Annotated in this window: 14 protein-coding genes; 4 read left to right on the top strand and 10 right to left on the bottom strand. The window is 60.0% G+C overall.

The genetic code is table 11. The annotated features are described in order from the left end of the window. Nucleotides 1–90: 90 nt before the first annotated feature. The 9 genes from KGA98_RS07745 to KGA98_RS07705 all read right to left on the bottom strand — a co-directional run bounded on the left by KGA98_RS07745 (nucleotide 91) and on the right by KGA98_RS07705 (nucleotide 11,065). Nucleotides 91–864, bottom strand: a complete 774-nt coding sequence (locus KGA98_RS07745; protein ID WP_223501973.1) for a 3-hydroxybutyrate dehydrogenase — start codon at nucleotides 862–864, stop codon at nucleotides 91–93. 7 nt (nucleotides 865–871) lie between these two features. Then, on the bottom strand, nucleotides 872–2,263 hold the full coding sequence (locus tag KGA98_RS07740) for a GntP family permease (protein ID WP_223501972.1): 1,392 nt from the start codon (nucleotides 2,261–2,263) through the stop codon (nucleotides 872–874). A gap of 286 nt (nucleotides 2,264–2,549) precedes the next feature. Continuing rightward, complete coding sequence (locus tag KGA98_RS07735) at nucleotides 2,550–3,965, bottom strand: sigma-54 interaction domain-containing protein (RefSeq protein WP_223501971.1); 1,416 nt, start codon at nucleotides 3,963–3,965, stop codon at nucleotides 2,550–2,552. Between the two features lie 139 nt (nucleotides 3,966–4,104). After that, entirely contained in the window at nucleotides 4,105–5,682 is a 1,578-nt protein-coding gene (locus tag KGA98_RS07730; RefSeq protein WP_057714606.1) for an ABC transporter ATP-binding protein, read from the bottom strand. Nucleotides 5,683–5,708: 26 nt separating this feature from the next. After that, on the bottom strand, nucleotides 5,709–6,731 hold the full coding sequence (locus KGA98_RS07725) for an ABC transporter permease (RefSeq protein WP_154909245.1): 1,023 nt from the start codon (nucleotides 6,729–6,731) through the stop codon (nucleotides 5,709–5,711). Continuing rightward, nucleotides 6,731–7,792, bottom strand: a complete 1,062-nt coding sequence (locus KGA98_RS07720; protein ID WP_057714611.1) for a microcin C ABC transporter permease YejB — start codon at nucleotides 7,790–7,792, stop codon at nucleotides 6,731–6,733. Before KGA98_RS07720 ends, KGA98_RS07725 begins: the two co-directional genes overlap by 1 nt. Beyond that, complete coding sequence (locus KGA98_RS07715) at nucleotides 7,792–9,660, bottom strand: extracellular solute-binding protein (protein WP_223501970.1); 1,869 nt, start codon at nucleotides 9,658–9,660, stop codon at nucleotides 7,792–7,794. The genes KGA98_RS07720 and KGA98_RS07715 overlap by 1 nt, the downstream gene beginning before the upstream one ends. Before the next feature lie 135 nt (nucleotides 9,661–9,795). Next, nucleotides 9,796–10,077, bottom strand: coding sequence for a peptidylprolyl isomerase (locus KGA98_RS07710; RefSeq protein ID WP_008051985.1), 282 nt, complete (start codon nucleotides 10,075–10,077; stop codon nucleotides 9,796–9,798). A 106-nt stretch (nucleotides 10,078–10,183) separates the two neighbouring features. Then, the gene (locus tag KGA98_RS07705) at nucleotides 10,184–11,065 is read right to left on the bottom strand and encodes an esterase/lipase family protein (RefSeq protein ID WP_223501969.1); all 882 of its coding nucleotides are present in this window, start codon (nucleotides 11,063–11,065) and stop codon (nucleotides 10,184–10,186) included. Between the two features lie 335 nt (nucleotides 11,066–11,400). On the opposite strand from KGA98_RS07705, the gene KGA98_RS07700 reads away from it, so the two are divergent. Continuing rightward, the gene (locus KGA98_RS07700; protein ID WP_223501968.1) at nucleotides 11,401–12,465 is read left to right on the top strand and encodes a hypothetical protein; all 1,065 of its coding nucleotides are present in this window, start codon (nucleotides 11,401–11,403) and stop codon (nucleotides 12,463–12,465) included. Nucleotides 12,466–12,525: 60 nt separating this feature from the next. On the opposite strand, the gene KGA98_RS07695 is transcribed toward KGA98_RS07700, so the two are convergent. After that, entirely contained in the window at nucleotides 12,526–13,602 is a 1,077-nt protein-coding gene (locus tag KGA98_RS07695; RefSeq protein ID WP_223501967.1) for a 3-deoxy-7-phosphoheptulonate synthase, read from the bottom strand. A gap of 653 nt (nucleotides 13,603–14,255) precedes the next feature. Between KGA98_RS07695 and KGA98_RS07690 the strand changes: the two genes are divergently transcribed. The 3 genes from KGA98_RS07690 to uvrC all read left to right on the top strand — a co-directional run. Beyond that, nucleotides 14,256–14,729, top strand: coding sequence for a GNAT family N-acetyltransferase (locus KGA98_RS07690; protein ID WP_223502070.1), 474 nt, complete (start codon nucleotides 14,256–14,258; stop codon nucleotides 14,727–14,729). Between the two features lie 97 nt (nucleotides 14,730–14,826). Beyond that, nucleotides 14,827–15,468 carry a UvrY/SirA/GacA family response regulator transcription factor gene (uvrY, locus tag KGA98_RS07685; protein WP_032829778.1) on the top strand — a complete coding sequence of 214 codons (642 nt, stop codon included), beginning with the start codon at nucleotides 14,827–14,829 and terminating at the stop codon, nucleotides 15,466–15,468. Between the two features lie 2 nt (nucleotides 15,469–15,470). Then, on the top strand, nucleotides 15,471–16,295 hold an 825-nt coding region (uvrC, locus tag KGA98_RS07680), incomplete at its 3' end, for an excinuclease ABC subunit UvrC (protein ID WP_223501966.1).

Genomic DNA, 16,295 nt, shown 5'->3' with positions numbered 1-16,295 from the left:
ATCAGACAACCTGAATCGTCTGTGAGTTTTTGGGGCGGCTTCGCCACCCAACGGGGGCAAGCCCCCTCGCCACAAGGGTCTATCAGCCAGTCACTGCGCCAACCACCCACCATCAACATTCCACGCCGCGCCCCGCACCTGGCTGCCGGCTTCGCTGCACAGGAACAGCACCAGTTCACCCAGTTGCGGCGGTGTCACGAATTCCAGCGATGGCTGCTTTTCAGCGAGCAAATCGTGCTGCGCCTGCTGCGGGTCAACTCCGCTGGCGGCACGATCATCAATCTGCTTTTGCACCAGCGGCGTCAATACCCAGCCTGGGCAGATCGCGTTGCAGGTGACCTGGGTGGTTGCGGTTTCCAGCGCGACCACTTTGGTCAAGCCGATCACCCCATGCTTGGCGGCGACATAGGCTGACTTGCCCGCCGAACCGACCAGACCATGCACTGACGCAATGTTGATCACCCGGCCCCAGCCCTTGGCGCGCATGCCCGGCAGGCTCAAGCGGGTGCTGTGGAACACCGACGACAGGTTGATGGCGATGATCGAATCCCAACGCTCCACCGGAAACTCATCCACTGCTGCCACGTGTTGAATGCCAGCGTTGTTGACCAGGATGTCGACGCCGCCGAACTCGCGCTCGGCGTAGGCGATCATGTCGGCAATTTGTGCCGGATCGCTGACATCGGCCGGGTGATGGCCGACCTTGCCGCCAAACTGTTGCACCTGGGCGATCACTTGGGAGGCATCGCCAAAGCCATTGAGGATCAGGTTGGCCCCGGCCTTGGCCAGGCTGAGGGCGATCCCCAGGCCGATGCCGCTGGTGGAGCCGGTGACCAGTGCGGTCTTGCCCGAAAGAGTCGTCATGAATACCTCACACAATGCCAGTGGCGTAGAAAGTGCCGATCACCACGAAAACCGCCAGGGTCTTGATCAGCGTAATACAGAAAATATCTTTGTAAGCTTCGCGGTGGGTCAGCCCGGTGACCGCCAGCAGGGTAATCACCGCGCCATTATGCGGCAGGGTGTCCATGCCGCCGCTGGCCATCGCGGCGACCCGGTGCAGCACTTCCAGCGGAATGTTCGCCGCATGGGCTGCGCTGATGAACTGCTCGGACATCGCCGCCAGCGCGATGCTCATGCCGCCCGAGGCGGAACCGGTGATGCCGGCCAGCAGGGTCACGGTAATCGCTTCGTTGACCAGCGGGTTGGGAATGCTCTTGAGCCAGTCGGCCAGTACCAGGAAACCCGGCAGGGACGCGATCACCGCGCCGAAACCGTATTCCGAGGCCGTATTCATCGCCGCCAGCAAGGCACCGCTGACCGCACTTTTACTGCCTTCGGCCAGCTTGCGGCTGATCGCCTTGTAGCCGAACACCAGCACCATGAGGATGCCGACCAGCAAGGCTGCCTGTACCGCCCAGATCGCCGTGAGCTTGGCGATTTCCGTGGTCACCGGCGTGGCCATGCCCGGCAGCGCGAGGCTGTGGGTCTTGCCGTACACCTGTGGAATCCAGTGGGTGAACAGCAGGTTCATGATGCCCACCGCCAGCAGTGGCGACAGCGCCAGCCACGGGTTGGGCAGCTTCAGGTCGGCGGCGGTTTCCGGCTCGTTGCGCAGGTCCGAACCATAGCCTTCACCGGTACGCTGGGCCTTGTTGCGCTGGCGCTGGAGAAACAGCATGCCGGCGCAGAACACGAAGATCGTGCCGATCACGCCCAGCCACGGCGCCGCCCAGGCGGTGGTGTTGAAGAAGGTGCTGGGGATGATGTTCTGGATTTGCGGCGTGCCGGGCAGGGCGTCCATGGTGAACGAGAAGGCGCCCAGCGCAATGGTCGCCGGGATCAGCCGCTTGGGGATGTTGCTCTGGCGGAACATTTCAGCGGCAAACGGATAGACCGCGAACACCACCACAAACAACGATACGCCGCCGTAGGTCAGCAAGGCGCAGACCAGCACGATCACCAGCATCGCCTGGCGGGTGCCGAGCAGGCGAATGGCTGCCGCGACGATGGAGCGCGAGAAACCGGACAGTTCGATCAGCTTGCCGAACACCGCGCCGAGCAGGAACACCGGGAAATACAGCTTGATGAAGCCGACCATTTTTTCCATGAACACCCCGGTGAAAGCGGGGGCGACGGCAGACGGGTCGGTCAGCAGGACAGCGCCGAGGGCGGCAATCGGGGCAAAAAGGATAACGCTGTAGCCACGGTAGGCAGCCAGCATCAGCAGCGCGAGGGCTGCCAAGGCAATGATCACACTCATGGTGTGTCTCCTGGGTTGTTATTTTTGTTGGGTGAAGCCTGGTGGGAGAGGCGTATAGCGAGTTTTGTGCCATCTTGCTAAGTTATTGAAATATAAGGATATATTTGATTGTTGTGGGCTGGGTTCGAATGCTTTGTCTCTACTTCGAGACTTTTGGCGATGGTGCTGGCCTCATCGCGAGCAAGCTCGCTCCCACAGGGGGACTAAGTAGTTCAGTAGAACGCAGTCTACTGTAGGAGCAAGCTTGCTCGCGATGGTTTGTCTAACAATGGAGACTAATGTCTCTTTATTGAGACTCGACAATCCCCAGCGCCACCATCTTCTTGTACAACGTCGACCGCCCAAGCCCCAGCCGCGCCGCTGCATCAACCACCTTGCCCCCGCATCGCGCGAGGGTGGTTTCGATCAATTGCCGGTCAAATCGCTCCCGCGCCACACTGAACGTCTCGTGGGCAAGCGGTTCGATGGTCAAGGGCGCCACGCGTTCCACCGGTATGAATGTACCAATCGCCCCGCGGATGTCCGCCACCGTCAGGCGCAAATCATCACTGAGCAGCGCGGCCCGCTCCAGCACATTGCGCAGCTCCCGGATGTTCCCCGGCCAGGCGTGTTGCCCCAGCAGTTCCAGGGCTTCGTGGTGCAATTCATGCTGGCTGCGCAGTTCTTCGAGAATGGCCTCACTGAGCGCCGGCACGTCATCGAGGCGGTCACGCAGGGGTGGAACCTGGATCGGCAGCACGTTGAGCCGGTAGTACAAGTCGGCGCGGAATTCGCCGCGCTTGATCGCGGCTTCCAGGTCCGTAGAGGTCGCGGCGATCACCCGCACATCGCTCTGGATCACTTCGTTGGAGCCCACCGGCTCGAATTCCTTTTCCTGCAGCACACGCAGCAGTTTGCTTTGCAGGGGCAGCGGCATGTCGCCGATTTCGTCGAGGAACAGCGTGCCGCCCTGAGCGATCTGCAATTTGCCGGCGCGGCCCTTGCGGTCGGCACCGGTAAACGCGCCGGGGGCAGTGCCGAAGAATTCGGCTTCCAGCAGCGATTCAGGAATCGCCGCGCTGTTGATGCTCACGAACGCCTTGTGCGCGCGGGGCGAGGCGTTGTGGATGGCTTGGGCCAGCAACTCTTTGCCGGTGCCGGTTTCTCCGAGCAGCAATACCGGCGATTCGGTGCTCGCACTGCGCCGGGCGCGGCGTTTGACTTCCAGGCTGGCGGCGCTGGTGCCGATGAAGTGGGCGAAGTTGTATCTGGTCTGCCGCGCCCGCAGCAGCGAGCGGGTGGAGGCCAGTTCTTCCTGCATGCTCATGTAGCGCTTGAGCATCGGCGACAGGCTGCGCAACTCGTCGAACAGGGCGAAACCGATGGCACCGATGACTACGCCGGCATCGTCGTGAATCGGCAGGCGCATGACCACCAGCGGTTCTTTGGAGGTGTCTTGCATATCCAGCAGTATCGGCCGGCCGGTGCGCACCACCTCACGCAGCAGGCTGCCGGGGATCACGCTTTCGCAGGGCTTGCCGATCGCGACTTCGGCCGATGGCAGGCCGAAGCGCCGGGCATAGCGCTCGTTCATCCAGACGATGTTGGCATCGCGGTCGACAATCACCGTGCCCTCGCTTGATTGTTCGATGATTTCGAACAGCGAACGGATCGCCAGCAAGCGAACGCGCTGGTAGTCCTTGAGGCTTTCGGTGGTGTTCATGGGTTTGATCCTGATGATTTATTGCCTGTGGCGGCCCCTTCGCGAGCAAGCCCGCTCCCACATGGGATCTGTGAACGACACCGATCAACTGTGGGAGCGAGCTTGCTCGCGATGGCCGCGATGCGGTCTAACGGCCAGATTATGCCTGCCCCAACATCGCCGCCGCCAATAGCTCCTTGGTGTACGGATGCTGCGGTGAGTCAAACACCTCATGGCTGGCGCCGCGTTCCACCACTTTTCCGTCCTTGATCACGATCATGTCGTGGGCCAGGGCGCGCACCACTGCCAGGTCATGACTGATGAACAGATAGGTCAATCCGTATTTTTCCTGAAGCTGGCGGAGCAGGGCGACCACTTGTTTTTGCACCGTGCGGTCCAGCGCCGAGGTTGGTTCGTCGAGCAGGATCAGTGCCGGTTTCAGCACCAGCGCCCGGGCGATGGCGATACGTTGACGCTGCCCGCCAGAGAACTCGTGGGGATAGCGATGGCGACTTTGGGGGTCAAGGCCGACTTCGTTCAGTGCCCGGATCACTTCGGCATTGCACTCTTCAGTGCTCAACTGGCTGTGCACTTCCAGGCCTTCGCTGATGATCTGCGCGACCGACATTCGCGGGCTGAGGCTGCCGAAAGGGTCCTGGAACACCACCTGCATCTTCTTGCGCCACGGCCGTAGCTGTTTTTGCGTCAGACCGTCCAGTGCCTGGCCTTGAAAGCGAATACCGCCTTCGGAGTCGAGCAAACGCAGGATCGCCTGGCCAAGGGTGGACTTTCCCGAACCGGACTCGCCGACGATGCCCAGGGTCTTGCCGCGTTGGATATTCAGGCTGATGCCATCCACTGCACGCAGCCAGGTCTTGCGCTGAAACAGGCCACCACCGACGGGAAACCGCACCTGCAGGTTGTCCACCTCCAGTACGTTTTCGCGCTCGTCCCGGGGCAAGGCTTCTCCCTCGGGTTCGGCGTGCAGCAGTATGCAGCTATAAGGGTGCCTGGGTTCGGTGAACAGGGTTTCGCACGGTGCCTGCTCGACGATTTCCCCGGCCTTCATTACGCACACGCGCTGGGCGATGCTGCGCACCAGATTGAGGTCATGGCTGATCAGTAGCAGCGACATTCCCAGCCGCTGTTGCAGGGATTTGAGCAGCAGCAGAATTTTGCGCTGCACCGTCACATCCAGCGCGGTGGTCGGTTCGTCGGCAATCAGCAGTTCCGGTTCACACGCCAGGGCCATGGCGATCATCACCCGCTGGCGCTGTCCGCCAGACAATTGATGGGGATAGGCCTTGAGGCGTTCTTCGGGTTTCTGGATACCTACCAGATGCAACAATTCGAGGATCCGCGCTTGCGCCGCCTTGCCCGCCAGGCCTTTGTGCACCAGCAAGGTTTCACCGATCTGTTTTTCGATGCTGTGCAGCGGGTTGAGGGAGGTCATCGGCTCCTGGAAGATCATCGCGATGCGATTGCCGCGCAGTTTGCGCAACTTGCCGGCATCGGCGCCCACCAGTTCCTGGCCGCGATAGCGGATGCTGCCTGTCGTCTCGGTATCGGTTTGCGGCAGCAGTTGCAGGATCGAGTGGGCCGTCACCGACTTGCCCGAGCCCGATTCGCCCACCAGCGCCAGGCATTCGCCGGGGCGGATGTCCAGGCACAGATTGCGCACCACGGTCTGGCCACTGAAGGCCACGCTGAGGTCACGGATTTCGATCAGGTTGGTCATATTAACATCCGCATCAAGATCGAGGGTCAAGACCGGGGATCAAAAGCGTCGCGCAGTGCTTCGCCAATGAACACCAGTAAAGAAAGAATCAGCGCCAGGGTGAAGAACGCCGTCAGGCCCAGCCATGGCGCTTGCAGGTTCTGCTTGCCCTGGCCAATCAGTTCACCCAGGGAAGCGCTGCCCGCAGGCATGCCGAAGCCGAGGAAATCCAGCGCCGTCAGGGTGGAAATCGCCCCGGTCAGAATGAACGGCAAGTAGCTCAAGGTCGCGTTCATGGCGTTGGGCAGAATGTGCCGCACGATGACTTTGCGGTCGGTCAGGCCCAGCGCGCGCGCGGCCTTGACGTATTCCAGGTTGCGCCCGCGCAGGAACTCGGCGCGCACCACGTCCACCAGCGCCAGCCATGAAAACAGCGCCATGATTCCCAGCAGCCACCAGAAATTCGGCTCGACGAAGCCCGACAGGATGATCAGCAGGTACAGCACCGGCAACCCGGACCACACCTCCAGCAGACGCTGGCCGAGCAAATCCACCCAGCCGCCGTAATAGCCTTGCAGGGCTCCGGCCGCGATGCCGATCAGGGCACTGACAAAGGTCAGCATCAAGGCAAACAGGATCGACACCCGTGCCCCGAAGATCACCCGGGCCAGGACATCCCGTGCCTGGTCGTCGGTGCCCAGCCAATTGACGCTGGAGGGTGGGCTGGGGGCAGGCTTGTTCAGGTCGTAGTTGGGGGTGTCGTCACTGAACGGAATCGGTGGAAACAGCAACCAGCCGCCATCCTTCTTGATCAGTTTCTGCACATAGTCGCTGCGGTAGTCGGCCTGGAACGGCAGTTGCCCGCCGAAGGCCTGTTCGGTGTGGCGCTTGAAGACCGGGAAATACCACTGGCCCTGATAGCTGACCATCAGCGGTTTGTCGTTGGCGATCAGTTCGCCGCCCAGGGTCATCAGGAACAGGCCGACAAACAACCAGAGCGACCACCAGCCCCGACGGTTTTTCTTGAAGCGCTCGAAGCGGCGACGCGCCAGCGGTGAAAGCTTGAGCATCAGGCGTTCCTCGCGGCGAAGTCGATACGCGGGTCGACCAGGGTGTAGCAGAGGTCGCCGACCAGTTTTATCAGAAGGCCAAACAAGGTGAAGATGAACAGCGAGCCGAACACCACCGGATAGTCCCGGGATACTGCCGCTTCGTAGCTCATGCGACCGAGACCGTCGAGGGAGAAGATCACCTCGATCAGCAGGGAACCGGCAAAAAACACACTGATGAACGCCTGGGGAATGCCCGACACCACCAGTAGCATGGCGTTGCGGAACACGTGCCCGTAGAGCACCCGTCGTTCACTCAAGCCCTTGGCCCGGGCGGTGACTACGTACTGGCGGGTGATTTCATTGAGGAACGAGTTCTTGGTCAGGATGGTCAGCGTGGCGAATCCGCCGATCACCAGGGCGGTCACGGGCAACACCAGATGCCAGAAGTAGTCGGCCACCTTGCCAAGGGTCGACAGCGATTCGAAGTTGTCCGAGACCAACCCGCGGACTGGAAACCAGTTCAGCGAAGTGCCACCGGCAAAGATCACGATCAGAAACATCGCAAATAGGAACGCCGGCATGGCATAGCCAATGATGATCGCGGTACTGCTCCAGATGTCGAATTGGCTGCCATGGTGCACGGCCTTGCGGATGCCCAGGGGAATCGACACCAGGTAGGTGATCAGCGTCGCCCAGAGTCCGAGGGAAATGGTCACGGGCATTTTTTCGAGGATCAGGTCGGTGACGGTGGCGCCGCGGAAGAAACTCTTGCCGAAGTCCAGGCGCGCGTAGCTGGTGAGCATTAGCCAGAGGCGTTCGTGTGCCGGCTTATCGAAACCGTACTGTTTTTCAATGTCCTTGATCAGCTGCGGGTCGAGCCCGCGACTGGCACGGGACTTGCCGCTCACGGACTCGCCGGAACCGCCGCCAACCGCGGCGCCGCCAATGCCTTGCAGGTGCGCGATGGCCTGTTCGACCGGCCCGCCCGGCGCGGCCTGGACGATGACAAAGTTGACCAGGAGAATAATCACCAGCGTCGGAATGATCAGCAGCAGGCGCCGCAATATGTAAGCCCACATCAGTGCGGCCCTCCGGGTTTGCCTCGGCTGATACGCTCGGCCGTCATCTGTTGGTTGGTCAATGGCGTGGTGCTCATCTCCCACCAGCTCTCGATGGCTTCGTCATTACTCGCTTGCACGTTCGGGATGCCGAAGCGGTTCCACCACACCGTTGAGGTGCCCGGCGGGTAATAGTTGGGAATCCAGTAGTAATTCCATTGCAGCACCCGGTCCAGGGCATGGGCGTAATGCAACATGTCAGCCTGGGTATTGGCGCGGATCAGCCCGGTGATCAGGGTGTCCACCGCCGGGTTCTGCAACACCATGTAGTTGTTGGAGCCAGGGTCGGTGGCCGCCTCCGAACCGAAGTAATTGACCAGTTCGCCCCCCGGAGAGGTGGTGACCGGGTAGCCGGTGACGATCATGTCGTAGTCGCGGCTCATCAGGCGATTGACGTACTGGGACGAGTCGATGCGGCGGATGTTCAGGTCGATGCCGATCTGTTTCAGCGTGCGTTTATAGGGCAACAGCAGGCGGTCCATGCCGTTTTGACTGACCAGGAACGTGAAGCTCAGCGGTTCGCCGTGGGCATTGACCAGTTGGTCGCCATCGGGTTTCCAGCCGGCCTGTTCGAGCAAGTCCAGGGCCTGCAACTGCTTGTCACGAATCACGCCGCTGCCATCGGTCTTCGGCGCCTCGAACACCTGGGTGAAGACTTCGTCCGGAATCTGCCCGCGCAGCGGTTCGAGAATCGCCCGCTCACCGGCATCCGGCAGTTGCCGGGCCGCGAGATCGGTATTGGAAAAAAAGCTCTGCTGGCGGATGTACATGTCGCGCATCATCTGCCGGTTGCTCCACTCGAAGTCCCACAGCATCACCAGCGCCTGGCGCACGCGACGGTCCTGGAACAGGGGCTTTTGCAGATTGAACACAAAACCCTGGGCCGGTTGCGGCGCCTCTGTGGCGAGGTGGGCTTTTTGCAGGCGACCGTCGCTCAGGGCCGGGCTTTCGTAGCCGATGGAGTAAGCGGTGGCGGAAAATTCCCGGTTGTAGTCATAGGCGCCCCCGCGCAGGACCTGGCGCGCCACGTCGGTATCGCCGAAGTACTCGATGCTGAAATGATCGAAGTTGTACAGGCCACGGCTGACCGGCAGATCCTTACCCCACCAGTCGGGATTGCGTTCGAACGTGATGCTGCGCCCCGAATCGATCTTGCCTACTTTGTAGGGGCCGCTGCCCAACGGCGCTTCATAGCCGCCGCCACCGGCGAAATCGCGGCTCTTCCACCAGTGTTCGGGAAACACCGGCAAGGTTGCGATATCGAGGGGCAGGGTGCGATTTTCGTTGTTCTTGAAATCAAAGCGGATGGTCAGTGGCGATTCCACTTCGACGCTTTTGACGTCGGCGAATTGGGTTCGGTAGCGCAGGCTGCCTTGGGTCATCAGCAGGTCGAAGGTGTAGCGCACGTCTTGGGCGGTAATCGGTTTGCCATCGGCAAAACGCGCCTTGGGGTTGAGGTAAAAGCGCAGGGACAGGCCGTCCTCTGAACGCTCCATCTTCTCAGCCACCAGACCGTAAACGGTATAAGGCTCGTCCAGCGAGCGTTGGGCCAGTGGCGAGTAGATCAAGCCGTCAATCTGTGTAACGCCGATGCCTTTGTCGATGTAAGGCAAAACATGGTCGAACTGACCGATTTCAATCGCCGAGCGCCGCATCGTGCCACCCTTGGGGGCCTGCGGGTTGGTGTAGGCGAAATGACTGAAGCCGGGAGGGTATTTCGCCGGTTCGCCGTACACGGTCATTGCCGGTTGCGGTGCCGCATGCACACCCGAGGCACCCATCAGCAGGGCCACGGCCGTGAACAGCAAAGTAGGGAAAGCCAGTCGCATTGTCAGCCTTAGAACCGGGAGGTCGTTAACGACAATTTGTACGCTAGCGGCGCGTCCCTCGCCAGCCGTATTGCGCGTTGAAAACACAACGGCCCACCAATAGGCGGGCCGTTGAGTGAATAGCTCAAGCGTCGATCAGTCCTGACGGCTGGTCACTTCCAGAAGGTGGAAACCGAACTGGGTCTTGACCGGGCCCTGGACCACGTTGAGCGGTGCGCTGAAGACCACGGTGTCGAATTCCTTGACCATCTGGCCCGGACCGAACGAACCCAGGTCACCGCCCTGGCGGCTGGAAGGGCAGGTGGAGTTTGCCTTGGCAACTTCGGCGAAATCGGCGCCAGCCTCGATTTGGGCCTTGAGTTCGTTGCACTTGGCTTCGGAGGCAACAAGGATGTGACGGGCAGTGGCTTTAGCCATGGGAAAATACTCCTTTCAATACTCGATAAAGTGCTGAGCCTACCGGATTCAGTGAGCTATTTCTCCTCAAAGTTCCGTTCCACGCGGGATCCGCGGCAGTCGCACCTCAAAGGCCGGCGTCCCTCAAGCGCCTGGCGTGCTGGACATACAGTTCAATCGGGTTGACACCTTTACGCAGTTGACCGGCCGGTTGGCCAATGGTGTCCAGATGATCCAGTGGATAGTCGGACCGGATAACCGTTCCCAGATGGGAGCTGAAACGACCGACCAAACCGTCGTTCTGCTCGCTTTCCGTGACGAAATAACCGGAAAGGGCTCGGCAGAAGGCGTTGAGCGGATCGAGCGCATAAAGCCCTTCTTCGAGCGCATTCGACGGCAGCACGCCGCTCCACGAGTAGTAATGAACACCGTTGACCCGTTCGCACCCCTTGCCACCCCAGGTGGCAGGCAGTCCTTGTGGGTATTTGTCGTTGAATGCGCCTACGCCTTCGGTGGTCAGCGCGTTGAGGGCGGCAATGGCGTTCCGCGGTAGATACTGATTGTCGCTTAATGCCGCGAGGAAGTCGGCGAACAGGGTCACCACTGTCTCGGCCACATGTTCCGGCAGGCAGCCCGGTGTCAATGCCTTGCGCAGGAAATCGGCCAGTTCCGAACCATGGTTCGGCCCGCTGACGGAGGTGACCGATGCCACGCTGTGTGGCGCAATCGCCGCGGCATAACGTGCGGTCAGTGCGCCCTGGCTGTGACCTATGAGGTTGACTTTGTGTGCACCGGTTCCTTCCAGTACCCGCTCGATCTGAGCGAGCAATTGGTCTCCGCGTACCTCGTTATCATGGATGGCCGACAAGTGGGGAACGAACACCCTGGCTCCGGCGTTCCTCAGCGCCTGCCTGATGTCGTGAAAGAGCTCGAACTTGCCGATTCTTTCGAAGCCGAAAAGGCCGTGGACCAGCAGTATTGGGTAACAAGTGCTTGCATTCCTTTGCATGTTCATACCTTTACGCAGAAGTTCATTGGGGCTGCATGGCGCTTCACTCTAAAACACTCGAGGTTGGCGCGATGTATGAAAAGTCCGGCGAAACTTGCGGAAAACGGAATAGAACAAGTGCGAATACCCAAGAGTGGCTGAAGCCTTGGTCGGAATCGTTTGAGGACTTTTCGCGGCAATCAGCTTGCTGCTGATCAAAGACCTACTTTGCGTGTATCGACTTTCCGAGCGGGTCAGCGTTTGAGGCCGACATCGCGATTGTTTGCCATGGGGTTAAATAGCCCTCCAGAGCCGGCCACCTGTCCGGTGTCTATTCCAGGGAATGGAGCGAATGAATGACTGTTTATGAACACGATGCCCTGAATCTCGCGCAGCAACCATTACCACCACCCATGCTGGAGCAGGCGCAAAACGGTGTTCTGAACCCTTCCGACAAAAAAGCCGTCATCAGGGTCCAGCCGTATCCAGGCATGACCTGCGGCGACAAATTACTATTGAGTTGGGCGGGGCTGGATGCCGATGGCCTCGCCTGCAATCATCAGGTGGCGCGTTTCGTCAGTGAGGAACGGGTCGGCGAGGACATCATCTTTGCCGTAGGTGGTGCACATATCGCGGCGCTTGAGGGTGGTTCACTGGAACTCGGTTACTCACTGACGAGCACTCGATTTGCCGAGCCCGTGCATTCCCATCGTCTGCAGCTGAGTGTCGGTGACGTGCAATGCGACCTGTTGCCCGCGACGGTGAACGATGCGGTGGGTAGAACGCTTGATCCGGATAGGGTGAAAGAAGGGGCGATCGTTACGATCAAACCCTATGCGCGCATGGCAGCGGGCGACTGGGTGTTGCTGACCTGGGCGGGCGTTTCGGTCGACTCAAGTTTCAGTGATGCACTCAAGGTCGAGTCCTTCGCTGTGGGGGACGAACTGTCGTTTTGGGTCAGTCCGGAGTGCATTACGCTGAATCTGGGCTCCTCAGTGTCCGTCGATTATTGCGTCAAGCAAGTAGGGCAGGGGCCTCGTTATTCTGAAGTAACGGCACTGATGATTGGCATCCTGGAGCGCCGACCACTGCAAGCACCCACTGTGCTGGAAGCCGACGAAGGTTGGGTGGACCTGCAGGATGCGCAGGATGGCGTGACCGTCGTCATCGAGAACGCCAGCGCTGAAAAAGGAGAACGGATTTACCTGGAGTGCGACGGGGAGAAACTCAATCACCATGACGACCGCGAAATAACCAGGGGCACCGCTGGCGAGCCGTTGGTGTTCATCGTGCCCTACCCGTTTTGGAGGGAACATCGAGATTCGGCGATCCGTGTTTCCTATTCAGTCGAGCGCCTTGACGGCACCCGACAGCAATCGGAGGTGACGCTGGTTCAAGTGCAGTCCCTGATGGGACATTGATTGCCATTTGCCCTCCAGTCCTCCCATGAAGGCCGGAGGGCGCACAGATGATGCCGATTATCAGGCGTTGTTTGACGCTCGCAGCCGATCTGCCGCTTCAAGCAACAGTTGTTCTGTCCCGACCCAACCGAGGCAACCATCGGTCACCGACACACCGTATTTCAATGACGAACTCAATGGCTGGCAGCCTTCGAACAAATGGCTCTCGATCATCATGCCGATCAGCGAACGGTCACCTTGCAGGCGTTGTTCAAGTACATCGTTGAAAACGGCTGGCTGGCGCAACGGGTCTTTGCCGCTGTTGGCATGACTGCAATCGACCATGATTCGAGCCGGAATCCTGAGCCTGGTCAGGTCGCTGTTCACCTGGGCGATGCTGGCGCTGTCGTAGTTCGGGCCGCGATGGCCGCCGCGCAGTACCAGGTGCGTGTCCGCATTACCCGGGGTTTGAATGATCGCCGGATGTCCCTGGCTATCGACACCGAAATGGCGATGGGGATGGGCGGCGGAGCGCATGGCGTCGCTGGCGACGCCGACACCGCCGTCTGTCCCGTTCTTGAACCCTACAGGCATGCCCAGGCCGCTGGCCATTTCCCGATGGATCTGCGACTCCGTGGTCCGGGCGCCAATTGCGACCCAGCTCAACAGATCATCGAAGTAGCCGGCCGCCATCGGTTGCAGCAGTTCAGTGGCAACGGGCAGGCCCAGGCGGAGCATTTCGCGCATCAGCTCGCGGGACAGCGTCAGGCCGGCGGCCATGTCATCGCTGCCATCGAGGTGCGGGTCGTAGGCCAGGCCTTTCCAGCCAACCGTGGTACGGGGTTTTTCGACGTAGGCACGCATCACCAGCAGCATTTCGTCGCTGACTTCGGCGGCGAGGCGGGCAAGGTTGCCAGCGTATTCGAGGGCTGATTCGGGATCGTGTATCGAGCAGGGGCCGACGATGACCAGCAGGCGGGAATCTTCACCGTTGAGGATCGCGCGAACCGCCTGGCGGTGGGCGGTGACTTGCCGGGTCAGGGCGTTGCCGAGTGGCAATTGCTGTTTGAGTTGCAATGAGCTGGGCAGACGCAGGGTCAGCGCTTCATTGGCAGGGCTCAAGGTGGACAGCGGCAGTGCAGAGACGGACGAGTTCATATTCAAGGCTTCCTGGGCTGGTGGCGGGTTCGTGCCCGCGCGCTCGGCCCTACTGGGGTGTTCGACAATTGGCCGGATTGGCTGCGTGTGTGTGCTTGCCACCTGTGGGTGACCGATCGGAGGCGGCAGGCTGTCCCGAGCGGAGGGTGGTAAATCGCCAGGCGGTAAAACTGTCGTAACGGTAATAAGTGGCGTAGTTCATGTTCTTAATCCTCTGAATGTCTGGTGTGTCGCTAAAAGTGTTGGGGCTGAAAAAACAAAACCCCCGGTCGGGAGGCCGACCGGGGGTTGAGAATTCTCTGGTGGCGACCCGTTTAAAGTGGGCGCCGTGTGGGTATCAGGCGCGCCAGTGGCTAAACCAATACCCAAAATAAAAGTTGACCGGAGCACAACCGTCGTTCACCCGGGCAGCAGCAACCGAGCGCGGGGCGCTGGCGGTACCAAGCTGTAAGAGGGCGTTGAACATGGTCTGTCTCCGATGGATGGGTCGAGCCTACTAGAGGCCGGTACGCAGATTCAATCAGAAAATGCTATCGGCCAACGTCGTCCCTTTCTATCGCTTGAGTACCCCGAAGGATGTGACACACTCTGCGCTTCAATAAAAAACATATCGTCACAAGGACGCACCTGACCCTCGCCGTGGAGCTGGAATGATGGAACGCCAATGGCGCCCGGCAACACCGGATGACCTGGAATTTGCCCGCGAACTGACCCGTAGGGGCATGCTGCGTTACTACATTGAGCATGACCTGTTGTGGCTGGACGAAGCGTTTGACGTGGCCTGGGCCGGGCGGGACAACCGCTTGATCGCATGGGGCGACAAAGTGCTGGGTTATGTCAGCCTGAGCCGTGATGCCAGGGCCTTGTATATCCGTGAATTGCATATCGTCGAAGCGTTTCGTGGGCAGGGCGCTGGATCCTGGGCGATCGATCAGGTACTGGTTCTGGCGCGCCAGGAACGGCGCCCGGCGTTGCGCCTGACGGTTTTCGAAAACAACCCGGCGCAAGCGTTGTACGAGCGTAAGGGATTGAGGGTGGTGGGCAAGGACGAATGTTTCCTGAGGATGCAGCTGGATATCCCCGGCCTGGATCGCTGCAACACGCTTGCGGCAAGCCTTTCAAGATGAATTGAAACTTTTAATCTGACGCTTTCCGCTAGGTCTGCCAGATGCTTTTTGCTAAGGTGTCTGACAACCCAATAAGACCAAATCGCGAGGTGTCTGCTTGATTAGGGTGCTAGTAGTCGATGACCATGATCTCGTTCGTACAGGCATTACACGAATGCTGGCTGACATCGATGGCCTGCAAGTAGTCGGCCAGGCCGAGTCGGGTGAGGAATCCCTGATCAAGGCGCGCGAGCTGAAACCCGATGTGGTGTTGATGGACGTCAAGATGCCGGGTATCGGCGGTCTTGAAGCCACTCGAAAATTATTGCGCAGTCATCCGGATATCAAGGTCGTCGCGGTGACCGTGTGTGAAGAGGACCCGTTTCCTACGCGGCTGTTGCAGGCCGGTGCGGCAGGTTACCTGACCAAGGGGGCAGGTTTGCCGGAAATGGTCCAGGCCATTCGCCTGGTGTTTGCCGGGCAACGCTACATCAGTCCGCAAATTGCCCAGCAATTGGCGATCAAGTCCTTCCAGCCGACCAACGATTCGCCTTTCGATGCCTTGTCGGAGCGGGAAATCCAGATCGCGCTGATGATCGTCGGCTGCCAGAAAGTACAGATCATTTCCGATAAACTGTGCCTGTCCCCGAAAACCGTGAACACCTACCGTTACCGCATCTTCGAAAAGCTTTCGATCAGCAGTGATGTCGAGTTGACGCTGTTGGCGGTTCGTCATGGCATGGTCGACGCCAGCCTCTGAAAATGAACGACACCTTTGATCCGAGCGCCTTTCTGTCGACCGTTAGCGGGCGCCCCGGTGTGTACCGCATGTTCGACAGCGAAGCGCGGTTGCTCTACGTCGGCAAGGCGAAGAACCTCAAGAATCGCCTGTCGAGCTACTTTCGCAAGACCGGGCTTGCCCCCAAGACCGCCGCGCTGGTAGCGCGTATTGCCCAGGTCGAGACGACGATCACCGCCAACGAAACCGAAGCCTTGCTGCTTGAGCAGACGCTGATCAAGGAATGGCGCCCGCCCTATAACATCCTGCTGCGCGACGATAAATCCTACCCCTACGTCTTTCTCTCCGACGGAGAGTTTCCGCGCCTGAGCATTCATCGCGGCGCGAAAAAGGCCAAGGGCAAGTATTTCGGGCCTTATCCGAGTGCCGGCGCGATCCGCGAAAGCCTGAGCCTGCTGCAAAAGACGTTTTTCGTTCGGCAATGCGAAGACAGTTATTACAAGAACCGCACGCGCCCTTGCCTGCAATACCAGATCAAACGCTGCAAGGCGCCCTGTGTCGGGCTGGTGGAGCCGCAGGTGTACGCCGAGGATGTCCGCCATTCGGTGATGTTTCTTGAAGGGCGCAGCAATGCGCTGACTGACGAGTTGTCCGCCGGGATGGAAGAGGCGGCGATCAATCTCGAATTCGAACGAGCAGCCGAGTTGCGGGACCAGATTGCGTTACTGCGCCGGGTCCAGGATCAACAGAGCATGGAGGGCGGGACCGGGGACGTCGATGTGATTGCCGCCTTCGTCAACCCGGGCGGCGCCTGTGTTCACTTGATCAGCGTGCGGGGCGGGCGGGTA

This window comes from Pseudomonas sp. BF-R-24 (assembly GCF_019947335.1).
In the GTDB taxonomy this organism is placed as follows: domain Bacteria; phylum Pseudomonadota; class Gammaproteobacteria; order Pseudomonadales; family Pseudomonadaceae; genus Aquipseudomonas; species Aquipseudomonas jessenii.
Note: the sequence above shows the minus strand (reverse complement) of the source record. Positions and strands in the feature narration are given on the sequence as shown.